Raw genomic sequence first — 26,329 nt, 5'->3', positions numbered from 1 at the left:
GTCACAGTAGTACGTGATGCGAGCCACCGACACGCCACTCACGGGACTCGAAACCGACGCGTTCGAGCGCATCCGTCGCCGTGCGACCCGAACGGACGGTGAGTTGACGCGCACGGAGGTGCTCGGTGTCATCGACGAAGGAGACACCGACGACGCGGCTCACCTCCTCGAACGGTTGCTCCTGAAGGGCTATCTCTACGAGGTCGACGGCGTCGTCCGAGTGACCTGAACGCCGCGACCACGTTCGCCGTCGCCAGCCGTGAGACGGAGTCCGACAGACGCCCGCCCGCCGTCGTGAGCGTCGTCCGACGGAGGGCCGTCGAACGATCTGGTGATGTTCTCTTCCCGCTTTCTTTCTGCTCTCTTCCCGGCGAGCGGCTGTTCGGTTCCGCGACGAGTGACAACAGAACGGCAAAAAGCGCTTTGACCCATGATGTGTGTACTCGTGTAACATGCCATCCGAGTTCGGCGCGCTGTCACTGGTCCCGCCGCTGTTGGCGATCGCACTGGCGATCGTGACGCGTCGGGCGATGCTGTCGCTCTTCCTCGGCGTCTGGGTCGGCGGAGTCATCTACTCCGGCGGGCTCGGCGTCGGCCAGCTGTACCAGTGGGTCGTCTCCTCCATCGGGGAGAGTACCTTCAACGCGAAGATCCTCGTCTTCACGCTCCAGATCGGGGCCGGTATCGCCCTCGTCTGGCGGCTGGGCGGGGCGATCGCGATCACTCGGTTCGCGACCGAACGGATCGACTCCCACCGGAAGATCGGGATCTCGACGTGGCTGCTCGGCCTCCTCTGGAACTTCGACGACTACGCCAACAACGCGATCGTCGGCAGTTCGATGAAGACGCTCGCCGACGAGATGCGGATGTCCCGCGAGAAGCTCGCGTACCTCCTCGACTCGACGGCCGCACCCGTGGCGACGATCGGTCTCTCGAGTTGGGTCGCCTTCGAGATCGGACTCATCGCCAACCAGTACCAAGAGCTCGGGATCGTCGGACAGACGCCGTCCGCGGCCGCGACGTTCATCCAGAGCATTCCGTACAACGTGTACTCGATCCTGGCCATCGCGATGGTCGGGATCGTCGTCGTCACGCAACGGGACTTCGGCGAGATGCTCGACGCCGAAGAGCGCGCCCAGCGAACGGGTGCGGTCATCCGCGAGGACGCCCAACCGCTCCAGGAGATCAAAGGCGAGTTGGGCGAACCGGTCACCGACGACGCACCGCTTCGCGTGTTCGTCGTCCCCGTCGTCGCGCTCGTCGCCGTGGTGGTCGGCGGTGCGGCCACGATGGGGTACGCTCCCGGCCGGACGTTCGTCGAGATGATAAACAACACCGAGGTCGCGACCGCGCTCGTCTGGGGGTCGTTCGCGATGGTCGCGGCGGGCGTCGTGGTGGGACTCGCCGAGGGGCTGCTCTCGCTCGGCGAGGCGATGGAGACGGTCCTCGACGGCTTCGCGACGATGCTGCCGGCACTCAGCATCCTCGTCCTCGCCTGGTCGATCGGTGCCGTCGCGACCGCGCTCGGCACCGGCGCCTACGTCACGCAGTTCGCGACCGGCGTCGTCTCGCCGCTTCTCGTCCCAGTGGTCGTCTTCGTCACGTCGGCGTTCATCGCGTTCGCCATCGGCACCTCCTGGGGGACGATGTCGATCATGACGCCCATCGTGATCCCGCTGGCGTGGGAGATCGGCGGTAGCTCACCCCAGTTCGTCGCGGTCGCCATCGGCGCGATGTTCAGCGGCGCGATCTTCGGCGACAACTGCTCGCCCATCTCCGACACCACCGTCCTCGCCTCGACGTTCGCGGGGTCGGACCACATCGACCACGTCAGAACGCAGATGTACTACGCGTTCACCGTTCTGCTCGCGACGATCGTCGTCTACCTCCTGTACGGCGTGACGAACCTCTCGCCGCTGGTGTTGCTACCGGTGGGCGTCCTGACGCTGGTCGGACTCGTCTACGGCCTCTCGGAACTCGACGCCCGACGGAAGGACGTCCCGGCGAAACCGGCGGCGACGCAGACGTCGGTCCGGGGGACGACCGGCGACGACTGAGACGCAGCCGGTCCCGACGACGATGCGGTTCGATCCGCAACTCGGGTCGTCCTCTTCGCGTCCGTTCCTCTTCAGCGACCACCCACGCCCCGGAACACGAACGTCACGTCCGTCGTCCCGTCGTCGCTCGTCACGCGGACGTCGAACGCCACCGCGAGTACGTCTGTTTCGCCGGCCCGCTCCTGAACGACGACACCGCCACGAGTCTCACACGGGCCGAACTCCCGGTTCGGTCCGCTGGGGCAGTTCCGTCCGGCCCACGTCGTCGCCGCCGACCCGTTCTGGGCGACTTCGTAGACGACGCCCGCCTCCAGCCGCGACTGCTCGATCTGTCGGACGAACGGTTCCAGCGACCGGTTGACGCCGTCGGCGGCGAACGTCCGCTGGGACCAAGTGTACTCGCCGCGAGCGTCGGCCGTCGCGTTGTGGACGGCTCGGTCGAGGACCCGCTCGGCGTTCGAGGCGGGCTGGTGGTACTCGGCGCTCGCGGCGACGTCGGCGTGGTACCCCAACTGGAGGTAGGCGACGACCATCGGGACCAGCGCGATGGCGACGATACCGGCCGCGACGAGCACGAGCTGTCCACGGCCGCGTTCGTCGCTCTCTCGCGCTCTCACGCGTACCACACCCAGATCGTGACCTCTCCGTGGAGCGTGGTCACGGTCGACTGCCCGACGGGGACGCCGGTCGGACGATGGTAGCCGACGCTCCCGTGTGGCGTCCGGAGTCGAAACATGAGGTTCGCCGGAAGGATGCGGTCGACCCGGCGTTCCAGCGCGTCGCTCTCGCGGGCGAAACTCTCCGCCGAGCGCGCCACCTCCGAGAGACGCGTCGCCCCCGCGTGGCGAGGCGCCTCTCGCGAGAGAACCGTCGTCGCGTCGGTTGCGTACGCGTCGAGTTGTGCCTCCTGCGTCTCGGGTTGCGGGAGACCGAGTCCGAACCCGGCGGCGACGGCGAGGACGAACACGACGCCGACGCCGGCCTCGATAGCCGACAGCGACAGCTGTGCGCGCGCCTCACGCATCCGCCGTCACCGCCAGTACCGCCTTCGTCGTCTCGGCGGGGTAGTAGGTCACCGACACCGTTCCGTTGCGACCCCCCGACGTCTCGAACGCCAACGTAGTCGTCTCGTATCGCGAGGTCCGGACGGTCGTCGGCCCGCCACTGGTGAGTCCCTCGTCGTCGTGGAGGACGACTCGGTCGTTCGCCCGGACAGTTCGAATCGTGGTGTCGCCACCGGTGTCGAGGTCGAGTCGGACCCGACTCGTCCGGCGAGGGAGCGTCACCGTCGTCGCCGTCGAGAAGTCGACGGACCGACGCTCGGTCGCTCGGGTCGAGACGAGGACGACGCGGCGGACGGTCACGCCGTCCGACGGCGTCCCGTGGTCGACGAGCGTCTCGTCGCCGAGTCGGACGCGGAGTGACGCGTCCCGAGCGGGCGGGGCGAGTCGCTCCAGCGCCGTCGCGTTCAGCGACTCGACGCTGGTCTCGTTCAACACGTTCGCGCGGACTGCCACGGTGGAGTCGGCGGCGACGAGTCGGTCCGCGACGGCGTTCGCCACCCGCCGGTCGCCGGGGTCGCGGTCGGCGGAGCCGAGCGCCCCGTCCGCGAAGGCGACGCTCACCGCAGTGACAGTCGTCAGGAGTACGAGTGCGACCGCGAGCACGGGGAGGTTCGCCTGTCCGCGGGCCGTCCTGCCGTTCTGAGTTCCGGTCACGGCGACCCCTCCAGTTCGACGGCGAGTCCGCGGTCGGTCGACTCGACGACGACGAGCAGGTCGCCGCCGCTCCGCCACGACCCCGAGACGTCGACCACGGCGTCCGGGAGCGCGAGCGGTGTCCGACCGGCGATCTCGACGCGGGGATGGGCGAGCACGAGCGTCCCGTTCGACGTCCGGAGTGCGTACTGGTCGCCACGGATGGTCCGCGGGAGATCGACACGACGCTCGCTGTGGACGGCCGTCGCGTTCGGCGGGACGGCCGTCTCGATGCGCTCGGCGGCGGCAGCGAGCGTCCGGTCGCCGACCTCGGCACCCGCAGTCGTCCGGTAGTCGGGGACGACGCCGCCGTACAGCGTGGTCGTCAGGAGGCCGACGAACATCACGACGAGACCGAGTTCGAGCGTCTTACCGACGACCGCCGAGACGGCGCGGTCGCGACCGGCGCTCCCGTCACCCATGCGTCACCTCCAGTCGGAGGTCGTGGACGACGAGGTAGGTGGTCCGCTCACCCGGATAGTCGGCGACGACGCTCGTCACGCCGTCGTCGTCGAAGTCGCGTCTCGTCGTCGTCGCCTCCACTCGCGAGAAGCGTCGCTCCCACGCGACGGGCGTCTCGGTCTCGACGGCGACGCGGTAGGAGTCGTTCCCCAGCGCCTGTCGGCGGTGGGTGACGTTCGTCCGCAGCGTGACGTGACGATTCGACCCCCCGACGGCGTCTGCCCCCGAGGCGTTCAACCGCGCGACGCCGACGAGCAGGACGTTCGCGGACGTCGAGAACGGCGGGTCGGTGACGAGGCGTGCGTTCTCCCCCGTGTTGCGGACGACCGCGCCCGCGACGAACGCGACGCGGTGGTGGTCGTTGGTGTAGACCAACCCGCCGACCGACTGTCGCTCGACGACGCCCGAGTCGTTCAGCAGTCTGACGGTCCGGTCGACGCGACGGAGGTTCCCGTCGGTGAAGGCGACCGACCCGCGGCCCGGCCCCGTCGCGGAGACGGGGTCGAGTGCCGCGTCGAGGTCGGTTGCGACCCGTCCGGCGTCGGCGGTCGCGGCGTTGCTCTGGACGACCGTACCGATGCTGGCGGTCAACACGCCGAGACTGAGCATCGTCACGCCGAGCAGGAGTGCGACGCCGACGACGGTGGACTGTGCGCGTCGGCCGTCGTCTCGCTCGGCGCTCATACCAGCCCCGCCCCCGCGAAGACGACGTGACAGACGACGACCAGCGCACCCGAGTGCAGCAGCGCCTCGTACCGGCCTCTGCTGGCCGTCCCGGCGAACCACCCCGAGGCGAGCATCGTCGCCTGCGTGACGACGTAGAACCGGAAGCGGTCGCGTGCCGGGTCGACCGCATTCGGATCGAAGGTGAACCCCGACCCGCCGGACAGCGACGACAACTGGGCGAACCCGTCGAGGACGTAACTGTTGACTGCGACGGTGATGCCGACGACGAGCAGCGCGGTGGTCCACCCGACGGCGACGTACACCAACAGGTTCGAGCGGAGTGCCTTCTTCTCGTGGTAGAGCCGCCCGATCTCCGTCTGGAGCGTCTCGAACACCGCCTCGGTGTCGCTGCCGGCGTCGAGCGCGCCGGTGACGAGCCCCATCGACTGAGCCGCCAGCGGCGTCCCGACCCGGTCGACGAACCGATCGAGGGCGGCCGACCGAAGCCCGTCGTCGGCCGACCGCTCCGACGCCGAGGCCCCGTCGACCTCGCCGGGCGTCGTCAGCGTCAGGTTGAACGCGAGATCCGAGACGTCGGGGTCCAGCGCGCCGAGTTCGACGTCGCGGGCGACCACCGCGACGGCCCCGGGGAACGGCCGGCCGAGACTGACGTGGCCGGAGACGGCGTGGACGAAGTCCTCGATCTCGCGGTCCTTCGCGTCGTCGAGTCGCGCGCGTCGAACCGAGACGACGCCGACCGGCACCGCGTAGGCGACGTAGCCGAGCAGCGCGACGTCGACCGGGTGATAGCCCGCGTTCGAGAGGAGCGCCGCGACGAGCGTCGCGGGAACCGCCACGACGACTGCGGCGCTGGCGGGGTTCGTCCCCGCGGTCCGGAGCGTCGCTCCCACGCTCGCCGGCCGGGTGTACGTCGTCGACTGGTCTGTCGGGCGGATGTTGCCGACGAGGGCGCTCGCGGCGACGCCGACGAGGAGCACGAACGCGGCGCTCCCGTAGACGATGGCCGCACGCACGGACAGCGACCCGAGCGGCGTCCGGATCGGCGCCGAGAGGCCGGGCGCGAGGACGCTCATCACCGTCAGCACGATGACGAGCAGCGACGGCATCACGAGCAACACGATGAACAGTTCGGCGAGGAGTTCGAGGAACCCCTCTGCACGTTCGCGCGCCCGCGCCTGTCGATGACCGAGCATCCGACTCTCCATCTGCAGATAGTTCGCGAGTTCGTCGGAGCCCTGATCGGCGTGTTCGCGGAACTTGAGCAGGAACGGTGCGAGCGCGTCCCGAGAGGGCGTGTCGCGAGCGACGCGTCGAAGCCCCTCGTTGACGCTCCCGGTCAGTGCGGCCGTGTTCAGCGCCTTCCGGAGCGAGACGGCCGTCTCGCCGTAGGCGTCGCTGTCGGCGACCTTCCGTAACATCGCCCGCTGGTCGTCGCTCCCCGAGGAGAGCGCGTGCAGATACCGCACCGCGCCGGGGAGCGTCCGCTCGATGTCCGACCGTCGGGCGGCGGCGAGCCAGCGGAGTTGGAGGCCACCCAGACGGACGACGGCCCACTTGCCCGCGGCGGCGACGAGCAGCGAGACGCCGACGGCGACGTACAGCCGCGGCATCGCCGGGACGCCGACCTGTTCGACGACGGGGACGCCCGCTTCGAGGAACGCGGCGACGGCGGCGAGCGTCGACGCCGGGACTGCGACGGCGACGAGGAACGTCGGGACGACGAGGAGGGCGAACGTCAGCCACGAGACCCCGTACACCCGAGCCAGGTAGACGTCGAAACTCGTCCGCAGATCCGTCCCGCGGTAGTGGCGGCGGTCGCTCGCGTGGCGCTCCGCGTCGGCGTGACGAGCGAACAGCGCGTAGAGCGCGCGGTCGGGGACGGAGAGCGACCGCGCGGTCGAACCGGTGGCGGTCGCCTCCGAACTCGAGGTGGTCCCGAGACTCATCCCGTCCCTCCGTCGGTGACCGTCCGGCCGTCCGACGCCGACTCGGTCTGCCCGATCGGATCGGTCCGTTCGGTCCCTCCGGCCTGGTCGTCCCGGTCGGCGCGTTCGAGGCGGCGACTGACGCGTTCGACCGTCGCCGCCTCGTCGGTCCGGAGATCCGCGAGGAAGTCGAAGAGCGCCGACACGTCCGAGACGCCCTCACGGACCAGATACTGGACGTACCGATGCTTCCGGTGGAACTCGGCCTCGACGGCCTCGACGTCGCGGTCGGTCCGGCTGGCGAGTCGGTCGAACGTCTGCAGGCCGACCCGGCGACGGTCGTCTCCGAGCTGTGGGTGGTCGTAGTCGAGGTGGAACTCTCCGCTCGTGTCGCGCCAGGCGACGGTGTTCCAGTGGATCTCCGCCCCGTGTTTCTCGACGACGCCACACCGACCCGTGACGTCTTCGTAAGCCGCTGCCGAGAGCAGTTCGACCACCTCGCCGACGTAGCGCTCGCCGTCGACGCGACGGGGGAACACGACGAGGTCGAGCTCTCGGAGGAGATACGGCGGGAGTCCCTGTTCGACGACCCGGTTGACCAGCGTCTCGACGTCCTCGGCGTGGGTCGTCCCGACGACGCCGTGACCCGTGTTGAGCGTCTCGGCGAACGTCTCGAAGCTCGCGGGCGTGTTGATCTCGGCGATCACCTCGACGTCGGGGTTGAGGTAGTTGGTCTCGGTCATCAGGTCGGCCATCGTGACGCGCTTGTACTCGTTCTCGTGGTCGCGCGTCGTGAGCGAGACGCCCGTCTCGTGGGGGAGTTTGACCTCTCGGGACCCCTCGTCGATGCTGATCGGACGGTCGTCGTACGGGATGAAGGGCATGTGTGCGTTCATCAGCGTCGTCTTCCCCACGCCGGTCCGTCCGGAGAACAGCACGATGCCGTGGTACTCGTAGAGCAACCAGAGGAGCGTCACGAGCTCCGTCGAGAGCGCGCCGCCCTCGACGAGGTCGACGGGCGTCATCGCGTCGGCCGACTGCTTACGGATGGAGACGTGCGGTCCGTCCTCGCTGATGACCGGCAGCGCGACCGCACATCGGATCGTCTCGTCGACCGCCGGTGGGTCGAGGTTCACCTTCGCGCTCGGCGTACTCGCGTTCAGTTCGGTGCCGTCGCTGGCGGCCAGTTGGGTGACGACGTTGACGAACGTCGTCTCCGTCTCGAACGAGAGATTCGTCGGGACGCGACCGTCGCCGCCGTCGCCGACGACGTCGGTCCGGGGGACGACCTTCACCCGTTCGCCGACGCGGTTGGCCTCGACGTCTTCGAGGTGGGGGTCGCGGATGGGGACGGTGAGGATGTGTTCGCCGACGTAATCTCTGAGAACGTAGTAGACCAGGTCGTCCAGTCGATCCTCGGCGAACCGGCTGTCGACGGGTGGCACCGCAAGGTCGTACTCGGCCAGCGCGCGCTTCAGTCGGTAGGTCACCGCGTCGACCCAGGCGCGGGTGTTGCGGGCGGTGAGTCGCCGCGAGAGGAACTGCTGGGCGCGGTCGCCGACGAACGCCCGCGGGTCCTCGACGACGCGCTCGACGTTGGTCTCCCAGATACGCGATTTGCACTCCTCGATGAGCGCCTCGTCGCCGGGGAGGAGGTCGGGTTCGAGGACGGCGTACTTCGTCGTGAACCGGTCGCTCCCGAGGAGATGCTCGCGGTAGACGACGACGTCGACGCCGAACCCGCAGAACGGGACAGTGTAGCTGGTGAGTCGTTCGCCGGCGACCCGGCCGACGAAGTCGGCGTCGGCGGCGAAGTCGGTCGTCGCGGGCGCGAAGTTCTCGGTGTGAACGACGAGCGGCGTCCCATCGACCGCGCCGGCGTCGTCGCCGGCATCGTCACCAGCGTCGACGACGTCGATCCGGTCGTCGAGCGCGAGCGGCGTCAACTCCTCTAAGACGCGGAGTTCACAGAGCGCGTGATAGTCTACTCGTCGTCGAGTCGCCGTCGAGACGTCGAGCAGTCGGTCGAGCACCCGCTCGTACTTCGGTTCGACCCCGCCCTCGGCGCGTTCGACCGCGCCCTCTCGTGTCAGGGGTCGGCGCCGACCCGCCGCGTCGAAGTGGTCCCGAACCCGCGCCATCGCCGCCTCGCCGCTCGCGCCGAGAACCGGCTCTCGGATCTCGTAGTCGAAACCAGTCTCCGTCTCGCGTATCGTCGCTACGACGTCAGCGTGTACCTCGTACTGTGCCCGGACGTCCGGGGCGTACCACGCGTCGGGGTCGTCCGGCGGGAGCGGCGCGGGGACGTCTCCCGTCATCGACTGGCGACCTCCAACGGTCCGTCGCTGAACATGACTGCGTTTCGTCGCCTTTTGGAATTTAAATTTTGTGAAAAATGATATGTCTGGTGGAGCGTGAGACGGCGAGGTTCCACCGGAAGCAGGCGAACGAGCGGCCGACGGGGTCCAGACGACGACGCTCCTCTCTCGACGGAGACGTGTCGGTTCGACGGTGGATCAGGTCGCGACGTCGAGCGAGGCTCGCAGCGGCGTGCCGTCTCTCACTCCAGACACTCGCGTACGAGCGCGGCGATTCGACCCGGAAGCGCCTCCCGCGTCTGTGCGCTCACCGCGAACAGTTCGACGTCGTCGCGGCGTTTCACCTCGCCGACGAACCCGTCGGTGGAGCGCTCGTGGATCGCCGCGACGAGCGGTTTCTCGTCGTCGAGCGCCGCCTCGACGCGACGGACGAACACGTCGCTGTGGACCTCCATCGGTGCGATCTCGTCGACGACGAGCACGTCCGCCTCGGCGGACGCACGCGAGAACGCCCGTTCGCAGAGTTCGTCGACCTCCTGGACGGCGACGCGGTACTTGCCGACCGACGGCCCCCAGTCGCGGTCGACGTGTGCGAGCGTCCGCGTCTCGCCGTTCAGTACGTCTTCGATCTCGAACCCCACGCGCTCCCCGTGGAGACGGACCTCGGGGCAGAAGACGCCGCCGACGACGAGCCCGTTCGAGCGCAGCAGTTCGACCGTCTTCTGGACGACGGTGGTCTTTCCGCTCCGTGGCTGGCCGGTGACGAGGAAGTTGTTCGGCATGGGCTAGCCTCCACGGTAGAGAGACGGTGACGAGCGACCTAAACGTACGTTCCACCTCGAAACGCCTTTACCTCGTTTCATGCTACCCTGTGTCGTGAATCGAAACACTGCCCTGACAGTTGTCCTCGCCCTCCTCGCCGTCGTCGCCCTCTCGGTCGCCGCCGCGACGCTGGACACGGCGACGACGTCGGAGGGAGGGGGGAGTCTCGGTGCCGGCCCGAACGAGGAGTCGGGCATCGGCGACGACGCGTCCAGCGACGGCGACCTCGGAAACGAAGGGTCGATGCTCGGCGGGTCGACCGACATCTCGCTGCCGTGTTTTCCGTTCCTGAACGACCCACTGGTGATCACGGCGGCGGTCTTGGGTGTGGCGCTCCTCGTCGGTGAGGTCTACCGTCGGACCCGTTCGCCGATCGTCTCCGGCGGCGTGCTGTTCAGCGTCGGTCCGCCGCTGCTCCTCCTCCACGCCCTCTTCACGACGTGTCTCGTTCCCCCAGAGTCGGGCGAGTCGTCACCGCTCCCGCTGCCGACGAACGGGTCGAGTCTCGTCCCGGCGGCGAGCGGCGCGACCGGGCTGAACCAGTCCGGACAGGTGCTGTCGACGCCCTCCGCCCTCCTCGGCGTGGTGCTCGTCGTCGCCGTCGTCGGCAGCGTCCTCCTGTTGTTTCTGTCGACGGGTGACTCGGCGGAGGAGGTCCCCGACCCGGACGCCGAGGTCGACGAGTCGCGCCCGGACGTCGCCGCCATCGGCCGCGCCGCCGGCGACGCCGCAGACCGCATCGAGGGCGACGCCGACCTGGAGAACGAGGTGTACCGTGCGTGGGGCGAGATGACGCGACTGCTCGACGTGCCGCGGCCGCAGTCGAGTACCGCCGGCGAGTTCGCGGCGGCCGCCGTCGACGCCGGGATGGCCCGCGAGGACGTCGAGGAACTCACGGCGCTCTTCGAGGACGTCCGGTACGGCGGGGCCGAGGCGACGCCCGAACGCGAGCGACGTGCGGTGGACGCGTTACGTCGTATCGAGTCGGCCTACGCGAGCGTCGGCGACGGCGACGACGGAGTGGACGCCGAGGACACCGACGCGAGCGCGACAGGGAGTGACCGATGAGTCGGACGAGAGCGGTCGTCGCGGCCGTCGGCCTCGGGGCGGTCGGGCTCGGCCTCGCGAGCGTCGCCCTGCGGGAGACGTTCGGTTTCTCGCTGAGCTACACGTTCGTCACGCTCGTCGGCGCGCTGGCGATCGCACAGGGTGTCCGCGCCGTCGGCGGCCGCCGACAGGTCGAGTACGCGGAGACGGAGACGGACGACCCCGAACGGCGGTTTCGGGTTCCGACGCCGGGCGACGAGTTCGACGAACAGGTCGCGAGCGGCGTCGGGTGGTCGCTCCGGAACGTCTCGGCGCAGCGCGACGTGCGCGACCGACTCCAGCAGACGACCGTCGATACGCTCGTCGTCCACGAGAACTGCTCGGTCGGTGAGGCGGAAGAGCGCGTGGCGGCCGGGACGTGGACCGACGACGCCGTCGCCGCGCGGTTCCTCTCTGACGCTGCACCGGCGCTCCCGTTGCGGACGCGAGTGCGGGCGCTGTTCCGACGCGAGTCGCGGTTCCGCAGTCAGGTACGGCGCACCGTCGCCGCCCTCGCGCGACTCCAGGAGGGTGGTCGATGACGGCGTCGGAACCGTCGGCGTCGTCGAAGTCGTCGTCGGCGTCGTCGGACCGGCCGACGAGGGACGCCACGGGGACGACGGCGGTGGCCGACACCACGGAGGCGGCCGACACGACAGACACGACGCCGACGACGGCCGGACGCGCCTTCGACACGAACCGCTGGGTCGGCGTCGGCACCGTCGCCCTGCTCGCGGTGGGCGTCGCCGTCGTCTTCGGTCGTCGGGAGGGACTCCTGTTGACGGCGGTCGTCGGCATCGCCTACGCGGCCTACGCTCGCGGCGGTGAGGCACCCGTCCCCGAGCTCCGGATCGAGCGCGAGCTGAGCACGACGACGCCCGCCGTGGACGACGAGGTCCGGGTGACCGTCCGCGTGACGAACGTCGGCGAGTCGACGCTGCCGGACCTGCGGCTGGTCGACGGCGTTCCGCCGGCACTGTCCGTCAGCGACGGCTCGCCGCGACACGCCACGGCGCTCCGTCCCGGCAAGCGGGCCACGTTCGGCTACGTCGTCACGGCCGTCCGTGGCGACCACGAGTGGGAGCCGGCGACGGTCGTCACGCGCGACGCCAGCGGGTCGCGCGAGCGCCGTTCGGAGGTGGACTGCGAGACGTCGCTTCGCTGTCTGCCGACGCTGGACGCGACGGCCGACCTCCCGCTGCGCGGGTTGACGACGCAGTACACCGGTCGCATCGCGACCGACGTCGGTGGGTCGGGGCTGGAGTTCCACTCGACGCGCGAGTACCGCCACGGCGACCCGCTGAAGCGCGTCGACTGGCGGCGGTTGGCCCGCAGCGGCGACCTCGCCACGCTGGAGTTCCGCGAGGAGCGGGCGGCGACGGTGGTGCTCGTCGTCGACGCCCGGACGGAGGCGTACCTCGCAGGCGACGAGGAGGAGAACGCGGTCGAGCGGAGCGTCGACGCGGCGAGTCAGGCGTTCACCTCGCTGCTCGACAGCGGCGACCGCGTCGGCATCGCCGCCTTCGGCCCCGAGGAGTGTTGGCTCGCGCCCGGCGCGGGAAACGACCACCGTGCTCGGGCGCGAGAGCTGTTGGCGACGCATCCCGCGCTGTCGTCGACGCCGAGCGACGGGAAGTTCTTCCCCTCGATCCGACTGCGGCGACTGCTCAGACGGCTGCCGAGTGACGCGCAGATACTGCTGTTCTCGCCGCTAGCCGACGACTACCCGGCCTCGATCGCGCGGCGACTCGACGCGACCGGCCACCCGGTGACGGTCGTCAGTCCCGACCCGACGGCCGACGACACGCCCGGCCACCGTCTCGCTCGCATCGAGCGACGGAACCGCGCGAGCCGACTCCGACAGGCCGGTCTCCGGGTCGTCGACTGGCGGGAGGGGTCGCTGGCGCCGGCGCTCACACGGGCGGCCACGAGGTGGTCGACGTGACCGAGATCGACCGGTCGCCCGCCGTCGTGAGTACGGCGATCGCGGTCGGGGCCGGTGTGACGAGTCTGGTCGGGTCGGCGGTCGGATCGGTCGGCGGTGCGATCCCGGCGGCGGTCGGACTCGCCGTCCTCGGTCTCGGCGTGGTCCGGGCGTCTCGTGCGGCGGTCACCGCGGGGGCGGGGCTGCTGTTCGCCGGCGTCCTGTTCGCGGGAGCCTCCGGCGCCGGTCCCGAACCGCTCTTGGTCGGGACGACCGGCGCCGTCGTCGCCTGGGACGTCGGCGAGAACGGGATCGGCATCGGCGCGCAGTTGGGGCGTGCGGCCGACACGCGGCGTGCGGAACTCGTCCACGCGGCGTCGAGTCTCGTCGTCGGCGCGGTCACCGCCGGACTCGGCTACGGCGTCTACCGCGGTGCGACCGGCGGCCAACCGTTGACGGCGCTCGTCTTCCTCCTCGTCGGCGCAGTCGTCCTCGTCTCCGCGCTCGGCCGATGACCGAGCAGATCCCCTCTCCTTCAGGAACTCGATACATTATATCTATCTGAGGATAGTTTTATGGCGGGAGGCGATGAACTAAGGCGTGGATGGAGTTACACTCCCGCTCCGCCTACCATGTGTGAATACAACACGGACTGCACTCGACCCCCCGGTGTCGTCGTCACTGTCGGTCCCGGCGAATCGGTACTCGACTGCTGCGGTGTCGTCGTCGGATCGTCGTTCGCCGAGTCCACCAACGAGACGGCGTCGCCGTAGTTTTCACTCGACGGTCGGAACGGCGACCTCCGAGAGGACGTCCTCGACGACGTCGGTTTTCGAGACGTCGTTGACCTTCGCGTCCGGCGTCAACACCAGTCTGTGGGCGAGCACCGGCTGGCAGATCCGTTTGACGTCGTCGGGGGTGACGAACTCACGACCGCGGAGCACCGCCTGCGACCGGACGGACTCGAGCAGTCGCTGGGTCCCGCGGGGGGAGACGCCGATGGCGACTCGGCGGTCGCGTCGCGTCGCCTGGGCGATCTCGGCCATGTAGGTGAGCAGATCGTCGTCGACGCGGACCGTCTCGGGGGCGCGCCGGATGTCCAACACGGCGTCCTCCGAGAGCACCTGTTCGACCGACGGGCTGCGGGCCTCGCGGCTCACTCGGCGGCGGAGGAGTTCGACCTCGCCGTCGAGGTCGGGGTAGCCGATGGCCGTCTTGACGATGAAGCGGTCGACCTGCGCCTCGGGGAGGGGGAACGTCCCCTCCTGTTCGACGGGGTTCTGCGTCGCGATGACGAAGAACGGTTTCGGCAGTTGGTAGGTGTCGCCGTCGACGGTCACCTGCGCTTCCTCCATCGCCTCGAGCAGCGCCGCCTGCGTCTTCGGCGGCGCGCGGTTGATCTCGTCGGCCAACACGACGTTCGCGAAGATGGGGCCGTGTGAGAACTCGAAGCTACTCTCCTGTTCGTTGAAGACGTTCGTCCCGGTGACGTCGGAGGGGAGGAGGTCGGGCGTGAACTGGATGCGGGAGAACGACAACCCGAGCGCTTTCGCGATGCTGCGGGCAGTCAGCGTCTTCCCCGTACCGGGGACGTCCTCCAAGAGGACGTGACCGCGCGACAGGACGCCGAGCATGACGCGTTCGAGGAACTCGTCTTCGGCGATGACGGCGCCGCGGACGGTCTCGAACACGTCTTCGCAGGCGTTACTTGCCTCTGCGATGTCCATGCGCGAACGGAGATGACCCCCGCACTTATGTCGTCCGGTCCCACGTCACACACCTGTCACTCTCATAGCTCCCGAAAACCGAAACCGATTAAACGGACCACGGCACAGTTGTTGGTGGAAGCCGAGATAGCCTAGCCCGGCCAAGGCGGTAGATTCGAAATCTACTGTCCATTTCGGACACGTGAGTTCAAATCTCACTCTCGGCGCTTCTCACGGACACCACTCCACGAGCGACGGCCGCGTCGCTCGCTGTGCGAACTCGTCTCGCTGCATCGTGTCACTCACAGCCACAGAACTCCGCCGTCCGACAGTTTCACTTTCACCCTACTAGGATGAGCTACAAGTCCGTTCCCCCGCATCCTCGGATATGGACATCCTGCACACCACCAGTCCGACCGCGGCCGCGACGACGGGCCACCGGCGCATCGACGTCACCGAGATGGACGCCGCGACGCTCGCCGAGTACGTCGACGACGAACTCGCCGACGCGACCGTCCGCCTCGAACGACGGGCGAACCGGACGTATCTCGTGGCGGACGGCGTCAACTGACCCGTTCGGGACTATCGGGCGTCGTACGTGCCGAGGTCGGTCTGGTCGACCGACGGAGCGCGCAGTCGGCGGCGGCGTTTGTCGTACGCGCCGTCGAGCGCCGGTCGGGGATACCGACCGACGAGGTAGGCGTCCGCGGCCGACCGGTCGTCGGGGTCGGCCCGACGGATCCAGACGCGTCCGTCGCCGCGTTCCGAGAGGTCGCTCGCCCACGCCTCGGCGTCCGTCCGACCGTCGAACCGTCGGCGCGACCCCGTCCGACAGACGGCGACGCCGACGGCACCGTTCGTTCGCCTGGCGGACGGTTTCACGTCGACGACGTAGTCGCTCACGCGCTGTCGTAGTCGACCGAGGCACATGAACCGGTCGACATGCCGCTGCGTGAGGCTACCGCTGCGACGCGACGGAATCGCACCGCACGCGGCCACGCCTTTCTCGCACACCTCGGGCCGCGTGCCGGTGTCTGTGACGCGAGTCCACAGCAACGCGACAGACTCGACTACGTGCGTGTCGTGGTAAAGCGCGAAGACGGCTACGTCCCGGCCGTCAGTCGGTCAGTCGTCGGCGGGTGTCGGTGCCGGGTCCGCGGCGAGCAGGCGGTCGAGCGCGTCGACCATCGAGACCACGCTCGCGCGGGTGATGTCGGAGTCGGAGGCGGCGACGGTCACCGTCCGGTCGTCGCGGGTCATCTGTACCTCGACGGTCACCATCGCGTCGGTGCCGCCGGTGATGGCGTCGACGTGGTAGGAGTCCAACTGTGCGTTCGCGCTCGCACCGAGCGCCGAGCGGACGGCCTCGACGGCGGCGTCGACGGGACCGCTGCCGGTGCCCGAGGCCACGCGTTCCTCGCCGTCGACGAGGAGGCGGACGCTCGCGGTCGGCGTCCCGCCGCCGCTGGCGGCGGTGAGGTCTTTGAGTTCGACCCGACGCTCGCGCTCGCGACCCTGGACCTCCTCGGCGATGGTGAGCAGGTCGGCGTCCGTCACGCGCTTGCCGCGGTCGCCGAGCGTCTTGACGCGCTCGACGACTGTCGACAGATCGTCGCCGTCGACGTCGACGCCGTGTTCTTCGAGTGCGGCGCGGACGCCGGCGCGCCCGGCGTGTTTGCCGAGGACGAGACGCCGCTCGCGGCCGACCGTCTCCGGCGGGTACGGTTCGTACATCGAGTCGTCCTTGAGCGTCCCGTCGGTGTGGATGCCGCTCTCGTGGGTGAACGCGTTTTGACCGACGACTGCCTTGTTTGGCGCGAGATCGACGCCGGTCGACCGGGCGACCAACTGCGCGAGGTCGTACACCTCGTCGAGTTTCACCGTCTCGACGTCGTAACAGTGATCGAGCGCGATGGCGACCTCCTCGAGCGCGACGTTGCCCGCGCGCTCGCCGATGCCGTTGACGGTCGTGTGGACCATGTCGGCGCCGGCCGCGAGACTGGCGTAGACGTTCGTCATCGCCAGGCCGAGGTCGTCGTGCGTGTGCGTGCTCGTCGGGCCGAGTGCGGCGAGGCGAGAGACCGCCTCGTAGGTGTGCTCGGGGCTGGTGTGGCCGACCGTGTCGGCGAAGCACGAGCGGTCGGCACCGGCGTCGAGGCCGGCGGCGGCGAGCCGTTCGAGGAAGTCCAGATCTGCTCGCGAGCCGTCCTCGCCGAGGATCTCGACCCAGAGCCCGTGGTCCTTCGCGTAAGAGACGAGCTCTTCGGTCTTCGCGACGACGTCGTCGCGGGTCGTCCCGACCTTCGTCTCGACGTGGCGGTCGCTGGCGGGCACCACGATCGTGACGCCGTCGACGTCGCAGTCGAGCGCGAGGTCGATGTCGTTCTGCACGCCGCGGGCGAAACTCGTCACCTTCGCGTCGAGACCGAGCTCCGTCACGCGACGGATCGTCTCGCGCTCGCCCGCGCCCGTGCAGGCGCTGCCGGCCTCGATGACGGAGACGTTCGCGCGGTCGAGCGCACGCGCGATGTCGGCTTTCTCCGCCGGCGTCAGCGAGACCCCCGGTGCCTGCTCGCCGTCGCGGAGTGTGGTGTCGAGAAGCTGTACATGTCTGTCAGAAGTGAGGGGAACCTCGGGAGAACCCCGGAATAACTCGGTCACGGTGTGGTCTGAAGCGTTAGTCGACTCGGAGAATTTCACGGCCAGCCGCCTCGCGGCGACTTACTCTATCCTCGTCTGTCGGGGTGTGTTCCGACATTGTACTCGCCACCATGCGTTCGGGTGGCATAAAGGAGCGGGTTCGAACAGCATTTGGTGTCAACCTCCACAGTCGTCCATCGCGGGTCAGATCTGTTCGTCCGACTCGAGGACGACGGTGTCGCCGACTGTGACGCCTGCTGCGGCTCCCGCGGGGAGTTCGTAGACGACGTCTGCGGTGCCCCACCCCAGTCCGGTCCACGCCGCGAGTCGTTTCGTCTTCACCACCTCGTCGTCGACGACCCAGAGCGCGTCGATGGGAAACGGGACGAACAGCATGTGGAGGCTGCGCGTCCCCGGATTATCGAACGGGAACGCCAGCGCGTAGTCGTCGGGAATCGAGCGTCGGAACATCAATCCTCGCGCCTGGGCGAGAAATCCGTCGGCGACGTCGACGTCGCTGGCGAGCACTCGGGCACCCTCCTTCGACTCGTGGATGAGCTGCACGGGTCTACCCTGTCGTCACCGCGGCAAAAACTATCCGGACGAAGCGACCTCTCCGACGTCAGGAGTCCTCCAGTATCTCGACGGTGCCCCGCGAGCCGTCGATGCGGAGCCGTTGTCCCGTCTGGATCCGCCTGGTGGCACCGTGGACGGAGACGACGGCTGGGAGGCCGTACTCGCGAGCGACGAGCGCTCCGTGGCTGACCGGCCCCCCGACTTCGACGACCATGCCCGCGGCGTTCAGAAACAGCGGCGTCCACCCCGGGTCCGAGGAGGGAGCGACGAGTATCTCGCCCGGTTCGACCGTCGCCTCGGTCGGATCGCGGACGACGCGGGCGCGCCCCTCGACGACGCCCGCGGAGACGCCCGTGCCGACGAGTGCCCCGTCGGGGACGTCGGTCCGGTCGAACCGCCCGCGGATCGTCTCGCCCTCGCTCGTCAGTACCGGCGGCGCGTCCAGCGCGGCGTGTCGGCCGAACTCCCGTCTCCGAGCGGCGACGTCCACGTCGACCGCCTCGCCGTCGAGCGCGGCGAACAGTTCGTCCGCGCGGAGGAACCAGACGTCGTCCGGATCGTCGAGTCGTCCCGCGTCGACGAGATGGCGCCCGGCGTCGAGCAGTGCCTCCCGCCACGTCGTGAACGCGCGGGCGGCCTCGTGTTTGGGATACTCCCGCGTGTAGACGGTGTTGCGGTACGTCTGGACGAGTAGACGGACGAACCGCCTTCGCAGCGGTCCGAGCGGTCCGTGGTCGGCCCGTCGTTCGAGACGGGTCGCCGCCGCCTCGGCCTCCGCCGCGAGTCGCCGGATACGGTCGCGGTGGTCGCCCGCCTCCTCGTGTGCGAGGTTCGCGCGGACGATCGCGAGCAGCCCCGAGGGGTCCTCGCGCCAGCGCGGCCGACTGAGGTCGAGTTCGCCGGTCGCGCGGTGGCCGAACTCCGCGAGAAACGACTCGAAGGCGTCGACGAAGACGTCGCCGCCGTCGACGGCTCTGATCTCGTCGAGCGAGCGCCGTTCGCGGAGTGCGTCGGCGACGTCCGGCTGCTCGCGGGCGACGTCCGCGAGGTCGCCGAGTCCGAGATTGATCCGGGTGACGACATCGCGCTCGAAGCCGCTCCCGACGGCGTTGACGTCCGCCTGTGCCTCCGGAAACGCCCGCTTGAGCCAGCCACCGATACCGAAGGCGACGTACAGCGGGGCGACCTCCGAGTACATCTCGGCGACGATGCCCGTGACGTCGATGCCGGAGAACACTGCGCGAGCGCGCTCGGTGGGCGTCTCCGCACGGGCGACCTCCGCGGTGAACTGCTCGCCCAGATCGCCCCACGTCTCCTCGAGGTCCGCTCTCGTCGGCGCGTCGGTGAACGCGCGGACGACACCGCTGGCGATACCGGGGACGACTGCGACGGCGAGCGTCGACACCCGCCACGCCGGCTTCGCGAACTTCGGGAGCGAGGAGAGCGTGACACCCGTCCCCTCGAACGCGCCGGCCCGCCGCGTCGTCAGGTCGTCCAGACCGGTGGACGCCGGTTCGCTGATGGCCCCGAGTCCGTCGATCAGGTCGTCGCGGAACGCGTCGCTCCGGACGAACGGCGTCACGTCGACGTAGACGCGGCTTCCGGCCTCGACTGCCGGTGCGGGCACGAAGGCGGCGAGACCGAATGCGGTCATCGCCGAGTCGACCCAGTCTCGCCAGAAGTCGCAGACGAGCGGCGGCAGCGCCTCCGGCATCGCCTGCATGTGGCCCATGCTGAGATAGACGTGGAGGCTGTCGTCGTCGGGCAGCGGCGACGGCAGCGGGAACAGCGCGGTGATCGGTCGCGACTGCAGGAGGACGAACGCCCCGTCTACCAGTGCCCACTCGACGTCCTGCGGCGTGCCGAACAGCGTCTGGACGCGCTCGCCGAGTCCGACGAGCGTTCGGAGCCGTTCGTCCGAGAGGACGCGTCGCTCGCGCTCCTTCGACGATAGCTCGACCGTCTCGACGCCGGTCGTGTCGACGCCGGGCGTGTCGTCCGTCGTGGCGCTCTCGCCCCCGTCGACTCCGCGGGGACGAACGGCGACGTCCTTGGTGGCGACGTCGTACGCGAGGACCTCTCCGGTCTCCGTGTCGACCCGCGCGTGGTCCGGGGTGACGTCGCCGGCGACGACCGCCTCGCCGAGACCGAAGCTCGCGTCGACGGTGCTCACGCCTCGGTTCCCCGTCTCCGGGTCGGCGGTGAAGAGCACACCGGCGGCCGCTGCCTCGACCATCGGCTGGACGACGACTGCCATCGCGACGTCGCCGTGGGAGACGTCGTCGTGCGCTCGATACGAGACGGCGCGGTCGGTGAAGAGACTCGCCATGCACTCGCGGACGCGGTCGGGGACGTCCGCCGCGTCGACGCCCAAAAACGTCTCGTGCTGCCCGGCGAACGACGCGGTCGACGAGTCCTCGGCCGTCGCACTCGACCGGACGGCGTACGCCTCCGCCGGACCGACGGCGTCCAGTGCAGCCGAGATCTCGGCTCGCGTCGACGCGGCGAACTCCTGTGCTCGGATGGCCGACCGGAGCTCCGCCGCCGCAGTCGCGAGCGCGTCACTCTCGGCGGCGCCGAGCCGTTCCAGTCGGGCGAGTGCCTCGCGGACGGCCGGAGCGTCGACCAGCGACCGGTAGACGTCGGTCGTGACCACGACCCCCCGTGGCACCGGAAGTCCGGCCCGGAGCAGTTCACCGAGGTTCGCCCCCTTCCCGCCGACCAGCGGGCGGTCCGCGCCTCCGACCGCGTCGAGCCACCGAACGTCGTCCGATTCTGTGTGTGAGTTCATCGGGAGAGAGCCCCGCCTTCGCGTCCGCCGCCCGACAGACGAACGAACGCGAGGGACGCCGGATACTGACGCCCCAGCTACAAGTCCGTTACTGCGACCTCTCGGGCTGTCGGATCCGAGGCGTGACTGCATCCTGTCGCACGACTACGTCCCCTCGCGCGACGGGGGCGACGATTCGAGCGCCGACACCGACTCGTGGACCGTCGCGTCGGCGTGCGAGGCGAGAATCGCGTGTGCGACGCCTGTCGACGTGACGCCGTTGACCCATCGCGCCAGTCGCCGTCGGACGGCGAACCGGGACTGCGTCGCGACGGCCGTCCGCCAGGCGCTGTCGCGGCACTCGTCGATGGAGAACACGATCAGCCACTCGTCGACCCGGCCGAGCGAGTCGTCCAGCGTCTCCAGTCCGGGGGCGTCGCGTGCGGCGAGGGTGTCTTGCGCTTCGTCGACGACGGCTCTGACGACGTCGGTGACGCGCTCGTGGTCGGCGTATCGCCGTCGCCGGTCCGGGTCGATGCCGACACGCTCCAACGCGACGGCCAGGTCGTAGTTGATGTGGGCGTTCACGCCCAACGCCGCGTCCTGGACGACGAGCGAGTCGCCGCGTTCGGCCGCCTCGAACGCGAGTCGCCAGGGTTCGGCGAGCAGGTCGTGATCCCCAGTCTCGTACGCGTAGACCGCCTCCCGATAGAGGTTCGCGAACGTGACCAGATACGCTCCGACCCACTCGGGGTCGTCGAAGTCGCCACGGTCGAGGCGGTCGGCGACCGCTTCGGTCATGCGTGCGTACACCGAGAGAAACACCGCTCGGCGGTCGTCCCGTGCTTCGAAGGTCGTACGAAGTTCCGTCAGTCGCCGGTGCGTCTCGTCGACACTCGTATACGGGTCACACACCAGCGAGCGCAGTTCGGGATCTCGTCGTCGACGAGTGGGCGTCGTGCGTCCGCGGCGGACCCCGTCGACCGCCATCCGCAACTGCGTGCGACGTCGCGTCCCCACAGAAGTGGGTTTCATACGCCCTCTCGTTCTCGGGAGACGGCATAACCGTTCGCCCGTCAGAGGAGGATTGAAACGCGCACGGACGCAACCGACCGCATGGAGAAGACGCCCACTGGAACGCCGGTCGGCGTAGACGACCCCTACGAGGTGGCTGGACGCTGCGACCACCTGACGGACGACGGCCGGTGTCGCTACGCGCTCCAGTACGCCGGTAACGACCCCGAGTTCGCCGCCGCCCGTCGCGCCGACGACTACGCCTGTCTGGTCGGCGAGGAGGGCTGTGACTGGCGGGACTGTCCGCACTACCGGGCGACCACCGACGGCGAGTCGTGTGTCAGATGCGGGCTCGAAGAGGTCCGGATGGCACACGAGTCGACCCGACCGCTCCTCGAGGAACACCACCTCTCGTACGGGAGCAGTGCGTCCGACGACGAGGCGGTGAGCCACGAGATCACCGTCGCGCTCTGCCGGTGGTGTCACGCGAAGGTCCACGATTCGTTCGCTCGCATCGACGACGACGCCAGCCCGGACCCGGAAGCGATCGCCGCCCGCGAGGAGCGTCGCAGTAAGGAGATCCAGGAGTTCGGCTTCCAGTCGGCGCGTGACCGGTTCGACGACGAATGAGCAGCGTAAACGCTCCGACCTGTCGACGACGACGCTCCCGACTGACGCGGGAGTGATGCACGGGGATGCGTAAAACGTCCCGAGTTCGATTGACTTTTAGGCGCGTCCGTCCAACCCGTTGTATGACCAGAATCGTCGTCATCGACAACCACGGACAGTTCACGCATCTGGAGGGGCGCGCGCTGCGCGATCTGGGGGTCGACACCGAGATCGTCGACAACACCACGCCGCCCGCGGAGATCGAAGCCGACGGGATCGTGCTCTCCGGCGGTCCGGACATGGACCGTATCGGCCGCTGTGCGGAGTACATCGACATGGACGTCCCGGTGCTCGGAATCTGTCTCGGGCTGCAGGTCATCGCGACGGAGCTCGGCGGGACCGTCGGCTCCGGCGACTACGGCGGCTACGCCGACGTGACCGTCGAGATACTCGACGAGACGGACCCGCTCATCGGGTCGCTGGCACCGGAGACTCGCGTCTGGGCGAGTCACGCCGACGAGGTGAAAGAGCTCCCCGAGGGGTTCACGCACACCGCGACGAGCGACGTCTGCGGGATCGAGGCGATGAGCAACGCCGAGGAGGATCTCTACGGCGTCCAGTGGCATCCGGAGGTCGCCCACACCGCCGAGGGTGAGGAACTGTTCGAGAACTTCGTCGACGTCTGTTCGCAGTAGCGTCGCTTCGCGTTCGGTCGCGTCGCTTCGCGTTCGGTCGCGTCGCTTCGCGTTCGGTCGCGTCGCTTCGCGTTCGGTAGTGGCCGACGGTACTGGCTTCGAGAAAGTGCGAGAGTTTTAGACGGAGGCCGAGAAAAGACGCGCCAATGACAGCGACGCAGAGCAATCTCGCTGGGCTGTCGCGGTTCATCTTCCGTGCGCCGAGATGGTACTCCAGTCTCGCGTTCGCCCTCCTCGTCGCCGCGATGGCCGGCGTCGCAGCCTTCGAGTCGGGCGTCCCAGAGCGGACGTGGTCGGGGCTCTTCTTGCTCGGGCGGGACGCCTGGGAGGGGATCTTCTTCATCGGCGTGCCGACGGTGATCGCCGCCTTCGGAACGACCGGCGTCGACCGGTTCGTCGGCGGCCGACTCACACCGAACCGCTCGTCGTTGCTCGCGCTCGCGTGTGAGGTCATCATCGTCGCCGTCGTCACAGTCGCGGCCATCGCGTCGGTGTTCCTCCCGCTCGGTCAGGGGTTCGTCTTCAACGCCCTCGTCGTCGCGCTCGCGTCGGTGTTCGCGCTTCGCCTGCTGGTCATCATGGCCGTCTCGCGGTCGTCGATGCTGGTCGCGTCGGTCCCGGCGAGCATCCAGACGGTCGCCTCGGCCGCCCTACTGTTCATCTACAGCGGCACGCTCCGCCTCTTCGAGTTCGGCGGGTCGATCATCGACGCGTATCTCATTCCCTACGTCGGACAGTACCTCGCTCGCTCCGATCAGGCACCCGCCGCGCTCTCTGCGGTTCAGCCGAGCCACTTCGGACTGCTCGGCATCATGTGTGTGATCTACGCCATCGCAGTCTACGTCTTCCTCTACGTCGTCGACCGGCCGTGGCGTAACAGCCTCGGCGTCTCCGTCCTCGACTTCATCCGAGGGTTCATCGGCCACATCGCCGAGGGGTCGCGCGAACTGGAGGACTTCTTCGAACAGTTGGGACAGGAGGCGGTCGTCCCTGTCACCGTCCTCTCGTTCCGTCGCGCCGACACCGACGTCGACGCCGACACCGACGTCGAGGAGAAGGCGCGGTTCGTCCTCCCGATGATCCACCCCGGGCCGATGGGCGAGATCGGCGGTGGCAACTTCCCCGAACGGGCCGCACGCCGCTCGGAGGGACTGGCGTTTCCGCCGCACGCGACCGCCGGCCACGACTTCAACCTCGTCACCGAACGCGAGGTCGACACCATCCTCGACGCCGTCGACGACGCCGCCGAACGCATCGAGTACACGAGCGAGGCGACCGCGAGCGTCCGAACCGAGTCGGGCGAGGCGAAGATGCTCGGACAGGGGTTCGGCGACGACGCGGTGCTCGTCTCCAGTTACGCGCCGGCGTTCGCCGACGACGTCGAGTACGGGGTCGGACTCACCGCTGCGACGGAGGCCCGGACGCACGGGCTGGACGACGTGCTGCTCGTCGACGCCCACAACTCGAACAACGGGCTGGACGGCCCGGACCTGGGTCACGTCACCCCCGGAAGCAGACGCTCGTTCGACATGATTCGCGCTGCGGGACTCGCCGGGGAGGCGATCGACGACGCTCGACGCGGAGACCTCTCGCTCGGCACCGCCTGGGACCGGACCGAGTGGACGCCGCGGGAGGGGATCGGGCCGCTCGGCCTCCGCGTCGCCGTCACCGAGGTCGCCGGCCAGACGACGGCGTACGTGCTCGTCGACGGCAACAACATGGAGCCGGGGCTCCGAGACCGTATCGTCACTGCGCTCACCGACGAGTCGGCCGCACCGACGGCCACGGGACGAGCCGTCGCCGCCGACGGCGCGGCCCCCCGAACCGTCGACGCGGTCGAGGTGATGACCACCGACACGCACATCGTCAACACGGTCGAGGCGGACAACCAGGTGGGTGCCGCACTCGACCAGGAGGAACTGCTCGACCGCATCGCCGACCTCGTCGCCGAGGCGCGTGCCGACTGCGAACCGGTCACCGCGGGGATGGCCGTCGAGGAGGTCACCGTCACCATCTTCGGCAACGACCGCACCGAGACGCTCGCCAGTCACGCGAACGTCGCCGTCTCGATGGGTGGGGCGTTCGCCGCTGCGGTGATCCTCTCGGCGATGGTCGTCAGCGTGCTCATCTTCTTCCTCGCCTGAGCGCACCACCGCGTCACTGTTCGTGACGGGGACGATCGCTCTCGACGACGTCGAGAATAGTGGCAGTCAGTCGAGTTTGATCGACCGCCGACGGATCGCCCCACAGCTCGGACACAGATGCTGGTAGTCGACCCGGTTGCCGCTCATCTCGCTGCGCCAGCTCCCGTCTGTGTCCTCGTACCCGCACTTCGGACAGGTCATGTCGACGTTGTCGTAGTGCGTTCTGAGCCGGTCCAGCGGCGTCGTTCCCGCTCCTCGTTCGGCTGCCATGTGATAACAGTTCACACTCGGGGTGGTTAAACCTTGCCTCGAAGGGGGCGAGAAACGAGACGGGAAAACGCTACTCCGCCTCGGTAAACAGGTCGTCGACGGCGTCCTGTGCCGTCCGTGCGGCCTCGTCGGCCACCGCGTCGGGGTCGACCTCGTCACCCGGCGCGTTCAGATAGACGTCGACGTCTAACACGCCGTCTTCGAACGAGACGGTGACGTCGAAGTCCTTGACGTCGGACTGTTTGTAGTGCTTGAAGATGACGCCCTCCGCGGCTTCAGCCGCGGTCTGGACGACCTCTTCGTCCGTTGGCTCGCTCATCGACTGGGTGCGCTTACGCGCCGCCGGCGCCGCCGGGGCCCATCGGGCCGCCGCCTGCACCGCCCTGGAGCATCTGCTGAAGCTCCTCTTGGAGCTCCTCGAACTGACTCTGGATGCGCTCTTCCTGTTTGTCGAGCTGCTCGACGCGGATCTCGAGGCTGTCGACCTTCTCCTCGAGGGAGTCGTGTGCCTGCTCGTAGTCCGTCTCGACGAACAGTTCGCCGACCTCGCGGTACATGGTCGTGTCCTCGTCGATGTCGTCGAGTGCCTCGAGGGCGCTCTGGGACTCCGAGAGCGTCGTCTCGGCCTGCTGCTTCTGGGCGGACAGCTGCTGAGCCGTCTCCTGAAGGTCCTGCAGTTCCTCGATCTTCTCCTGTGCGTCCGGCGGTAGGTTACCCTGCATGGTCTGACGGATGTGTCCCGGAGTGAAAAAGCCCCGTATTCCGTCTCGTGAGCGCACCCCCCGGCGTCGTCGTGTCGACCGAAGGGCGATCCGCCGACGAGCCGCCGGTGACGGGGACGCGACGGCCGTTTTCGGCGTCGCGAGG

General features: G+C 69.0%; 27 protein-coding genes and 1 tRNA gene. 11 read left to right on the top strand and 17 right to left on the bottom strand.

The window, feature by feature from the left end; translation table 11 throughout:
• The first annotated feature begins 16 nt into the window (after positions 1–16).
• A complete protein-coding gene (locus EOHIBHHM_RS03430; protein ID WP_497254653.1) occupies positions 17–229 on the top strand; it encodes a hypothetical protein in 213 nt (70 codons plus the stop codon).
• A 223-nt stretch (positions 230–452) separates the two neighbouring features.
• Positions 453–2,057, top strand: coding sequence for a Na+/H+ antiporter NhaC family protein (locus tag EOHIBHHM_RS03425; protein WP_497254651.1), 1,605 nt, complete (start codon positions 453–455; stop codon positions 2,055–2,057).
• Positions 2,058–2,128: 71 nt separating this feature from the next.
• Here EOHIBHHM_RS03425 and EOHIBHHM_RS03420 read toward each other — a convergent pair whose 3' ends face one another.
• From EOHIBHHM_RS03420 to EOHIBHHM_RS03385, 8 genes are all read right to left on the bottom strand, one after another.
• Positions 2,129–2,674, bottom strand: coding sequence for a DUF7261 family protein (locus tag EOHIBHHM_RS03420; RefSeq protein WP_497254649.1), 546 nt, complete (start codon positions 2,672–2,674; stop codon positions 2,129–2,131).
• Entirely contained in the window at positions 2,671–3,081 is a 411-nt protein-coding gene (locus tag EOHIBHHM_RS03415) for a DUF7262 family protein (protein ID WP_497254647.1), read from the bottom strand. Before EOHIBHHM_RS03415 ends, EOHIBHHM_RS03420 begins: the two co-directional genes overlap by 4 nt.
• Complete coding sequence (locus tag EOHIBHHM_RS03410) at positions 3,074–3,775, bottom strand: DUF7263 family protein (RefSeq protein WP_497254645.1); 702 nt, start codon at positions 3,773–3,775, stop codon at positions 3,074–3,076. Before EOHIBHHM_RS03410 ends, EOHIBHHM_RS03415 begins: the two co-directional genes overlap by 8 nt.
• The gene (locus EOHIBHHM_RS03405) at positions 3,772–4,236 is read right to left on the bottom strand and encodes a DUF7266 family protein (RefSeq protein ID WP_497254643.1); all 465 of its coding nucleotides are present in this window, start codon (positions 4,234–4,236) and stop codon (positions 3,772–3,774) included. The genes EOHIBHHM_RS03410 and EOHIBHHM_RS03405 overlap by 4 nt, the downstream gene beginning before the upstream one ends.
• Positions 4,229–4,960 (bottom strand): DUF7289 family protein, encoded by a 732-nt coding sequence (locus EOHIBHHM_RS03400; RefSeq protein ID WP_497254641.1) that lies wholly within the window; start codon positions 4,958–4,960, stop codon positions 4,229–4,231. Before EOHIBHHM_RS03400 ends, EOHIBHHM_RS03405 begins: the two co-directional genes overlap by 8 nt.
• Positions 4,957–6,909: a type II secretion system F family protein gene (locus EOHIBHHM_RS03395; RefSeq protein ID WP_497254639.1), complete on the bottom strand. Its 1,953-nt coding sequence runs from the start codon at positions 6,907–6,909 to the stop codon at positions 4,957–4,959. The genes EOHIBHHM_RS03400 and EOHIBHHM_RS03395 overlap by 4 nt, the downstream gene beginning before the upstream one ends.
• A complete protein-coding gene (locus tag EOHIBHHM_RS03390) occupies positions 6,906–9,206 on the bottom strand; it encodes a type II/IV secretion system ATPase subunit (protein ID WP_497254637.1) in 2,301 nt (766 codons plus the stop codon). Before EOHIBHHM_RS03390 ends, EOHIBHHM_RS03395 begins: the two co-directional genes overlap by 4 nt.
• Positions 9,207–9,448: 242 nt before the next feature.
• Positions 9,449–9,988, bottom strand: a complete 540-nt coding sequence (locus EOHIBHHM_RS03385; protein WP_497254635.1) for an NTPase — start codon at positions 9,986–9,988, stop codon at positions 9,449–9,451.
• A gap of 94 nt (positions 9,989–10,082) precedes the next feature.
• Here EOHIBHHM_RS03385 and EOHIBHHM_RS03380 point away from each other — a divergent pair, with 94 nt between their 5' ends.
• Genes EOHIBHHM_RS03380 through EOHIBHHM_RS03365 form a run of 4 tightly spaced genes read left to right on the top strand, consistent with a single transcriptional unit; the run spans position 10,083 to position 13,553 of the window.
• Positions 10,083–11,096: a DUF4129 domain-containing protein gene (locus EOHIBHHM_RS03380; protein WP_497254633.1), complete on the top strand. Its 1,014-nt coding sequence runs from the start codon at positions 10,083–10,085 to the stop codon at positions 11,094–11,096.
• On the top strand, positions 11,093–11,656 hold the full coding sequence (locus EOHIBHHM_RS03375) for a DUF7269 family protein (protein ID WP_497254631.1): 564 nt from the start codon (positions 11,093–11,095) through the stop codon (positions 11,654–11,656). The genes EOHIBHHM_RS03380 and EOHIBHHM_RS03375 overlap by 4 nt, the downstream gene beginning before the upstream one ends.
• Positions 11,653–13,059, top strand: coding sequence for a DUF58 domain-containing protein (locus EOHIBHHM_RS03370; protein ID WP_497254629.1), 1,407 nt, complete (start codon positions 11,653–11,655; stop codon positions 13,057–13,059). The genes EOHIBHHM_RS03375 and EOHIBHHM_RS03370 overlap by 4 nt, the downstream gene beginning before the upstream one ends.
• On the top strand, positions 13,056–13,553 hold the full coding sequence (locus EOHIBHHM_RS03365) for a DUF7519 family protein (RefSeq protein WP_497254627.1): 498 nt from the start codon (positions 13,056–13,058) through the stop codon (positions 13,551–13,553). Before EOHIBHHM_RS03370 ends, EOHIBHHM_RS03365 begins: the two co-directional genes overlap by 4 nt.
• 261 nt (positions 13,554–13,814) lie before the next feature.
• On the opposite strand, the gene EOHIBHHM_RS03360 is transcribed toward EOHIBHHM_RS03365, so the two are convergent.
• Complete coding sequence (locus tag EOHIBHHM_RS03360) at positions 13,815–14,765, bottom strand: AAA family ATPase (RefSeq protein WP_497254625.1); 951 nt, start codon at positions 14,763–14,765, stop codon at positions 13,815–13,817.
• Positions 14,766–14,885: 120 nt separating this feature from the next.
• Between EOHIBHHM_RS03360 and EOHIBHHM_RS03355 the strand changes: the two genes are divergently transcribed.
• Both EOHIBHHM_RS03355 and EOHIBHHM_RS03350 read left to right on the top strand, forming a co-directional pair.
• Positions 14,886–14,971: transfer RNA gene (locus EOHIBHHM_RS03355), tRNA-Ser, on the top strand.
• Positions 14,972–15,132: 161 nt separating this feature from the next.
• Positions 15,133–15,315 carry a hypothetical protein gene (locus tag EOHIBHHM_RS03350; protein ID WP_497254623.1) on the top strand — a complete coding sequence of 61 codons (183 nt, stop codon included), beginning with the start codon at positions 15,133–15,135 and terminating at the stop codon, positions 15,313–15,315.
• 11 nt (positions 15,316–15,326) lie between these two features.
• Here EOHIBHHM_RS03350 and EOHIBHHM_RS03345 read toward each other — a convergent pair whose 3' ends face one another.
• From EOHIBHHM_RS03345 to EOHIBHHM_RS03325, 5 genes are all read right to left on the bottom strand, one after another.
• A complete protein-coding gene (locus EOHIBHHM_RS03345) occupies positions 15,327–15,647 on the bottom strand; it encodes a DUF8081 domain-containing protein (RefSeq protein ID WP_497254621.1) in 321 nt (106 codons plus the stop codon).
• A gap of 222 nt (positions 15,648–15,869) precedes the next feature.
• Complete coding sequence (locus EOHIBHHM_RS03340; RefSeq protein WP_497254619.1) at positions 15,870–17,405, bottom strand: (R)-citramalate synthase; 1,536 nt, start codon at positions 17,403–17,405, stop codon at positions 15,870–15,872.
• Positions 17,406–17,588: 183 nt separating this feature from the next.
• Complete coding sequence (locus EOHIBHHM_RS03335) at positions 17,589–17,948, bottom strand: DUF192 domain-containing protein (RefSeq protein ID WP_497254617.1); 360 nt, start codon at positions 17,946–17,948, stop codon at positions 17,589–17,591.
• Positions 17,949–18,006: 58 nt separating this feature from the next.
• Positions 18,007–20,751, bottom strand: a complete 2,745-nt coding sequence (locus tag EOHIBHHM_RS03330) for a PEP/pyruvate-binding domain-containing protein (RefSeq protein WP_497254615.1) — start codon at positions 20,749–20,751, stop codon at positions 18,007–18,009.
• Between the two features lie 144 nt (positions 20,752–20,895).
• The gene (locus EOHIBHHM_RS03325; RefSeq protein ID WP_497254613.1) at positions 20,896–21,765 is read right to left on the bottom strand and encodes a DUF5995 family protein; all 870 of its coding nucleotides are present in this window, start codon (positions 21,763–21,765) and stop codon (positions 20,896–20,898) included.
• Between the two features lie 81 nt (positions 21,766–21,846).
• On the opposite strand from EOHIBHHM_RS03325, the gene EOHIBHHM_RS03320 reads away from it, so the two are divergent.
• The 3 genes from EOHIBHHM_RS03320 (at position 21,847) to EOHIBHHM_RS03310 (ending at position 25,192) form a co-directional block, all read left to right on the top strand.
• Positions 21,847–22,374 (top strand): DUF7097 family protein, encoded by a 528-nt coding sequence (locus EOHIBHHM_RS03320; protein WP_497254611.1) that lies wholly within the window; start codon positions 21,847–21,849, stop codon positions 22,372–22,374.
• Between the two features lie 122 nt (positions 22,375–22,496).
• Positions 22,497–23,048 (top strand): GMP synthase subunit A, encoded by a 552-nt coding sequence (locus EOHIBHHM_RS03315; protein WP_497254609.1) that lies wholly within the window; start codon positions 22,497–22,499, stop codon positions 23,046–23,048.
• A 146-nt stretch (positions 23,049–23,194) separates the two neighbouring features.
• Positions 23,195–25,192 carry a DUF2070 family protein gene (locus EOHIBHHM_RS03310; protein WP_497254607.1) on the top strand — a complete coding sequence of 666 codons (1,998 nt, stop codon included), beginning with the start codon at positions 23,195–23,197 and terminating at the stop codon, positions 25,190–25,192.
• A gap of 66 nt (positions 25,193–25,258) precedes the next feature.
• On the opposite strand, the gene EOHIBHHM_RS03305 is transcribed toward EOHIBHHM_RS03310, so the two are convergent.
• From EOHIBHHM_RS03305 to EOHIBHHM_RS03295, 3 genes are all read right to left on the bottom strand, one after another.
• Positions 25,259–25,462, bottom strand: coding sequence for an HVO_0649 family zinc finger protein (locus tag EOHIBHHM_RS03305; RefSeq protein WP_497254605.1), 204 nt, complete (start codon positions 25,460–25,462; stop codon positions 25,259–25,261).
• A gap of 70 nt (positions 25,463–25,532) precedes the next feature.
• Complete coding sequence (locus EOHIBHHM_RS03300) at positions 25,533–25,781, bottom strand: DUF3194 domain-containing protein (RefSeq protein ID WP_497254603.1); 249 nt, start codon at positions 25,779–25,781, stop codon at positions 25,533–25,535.
• A 13-nt stretch (positions 25,782–25,794) separates the two neighbouring features.
• Positions 25,795–26,184, bottom strand: coding sequence for a prefoldin subunit beta (locus EOHIBHHM_RS03295; RefSeq protein ID WP_497254601.1), 390 nt, complete (start codon positions 26,182–26,184; stop codon positions 25,795–25,797).
• Positions 26,185–26,329: the final 145 nt, after the last annotated feature.

It is taken from the genome of Halogranum roseipondis, assembly GCF_059695585.1.
The sequence above is the reverse complement of the archived record's forward strand: the minus strand, read 5'-3'. Positions and strand labels throughout refer to the sequence as shown.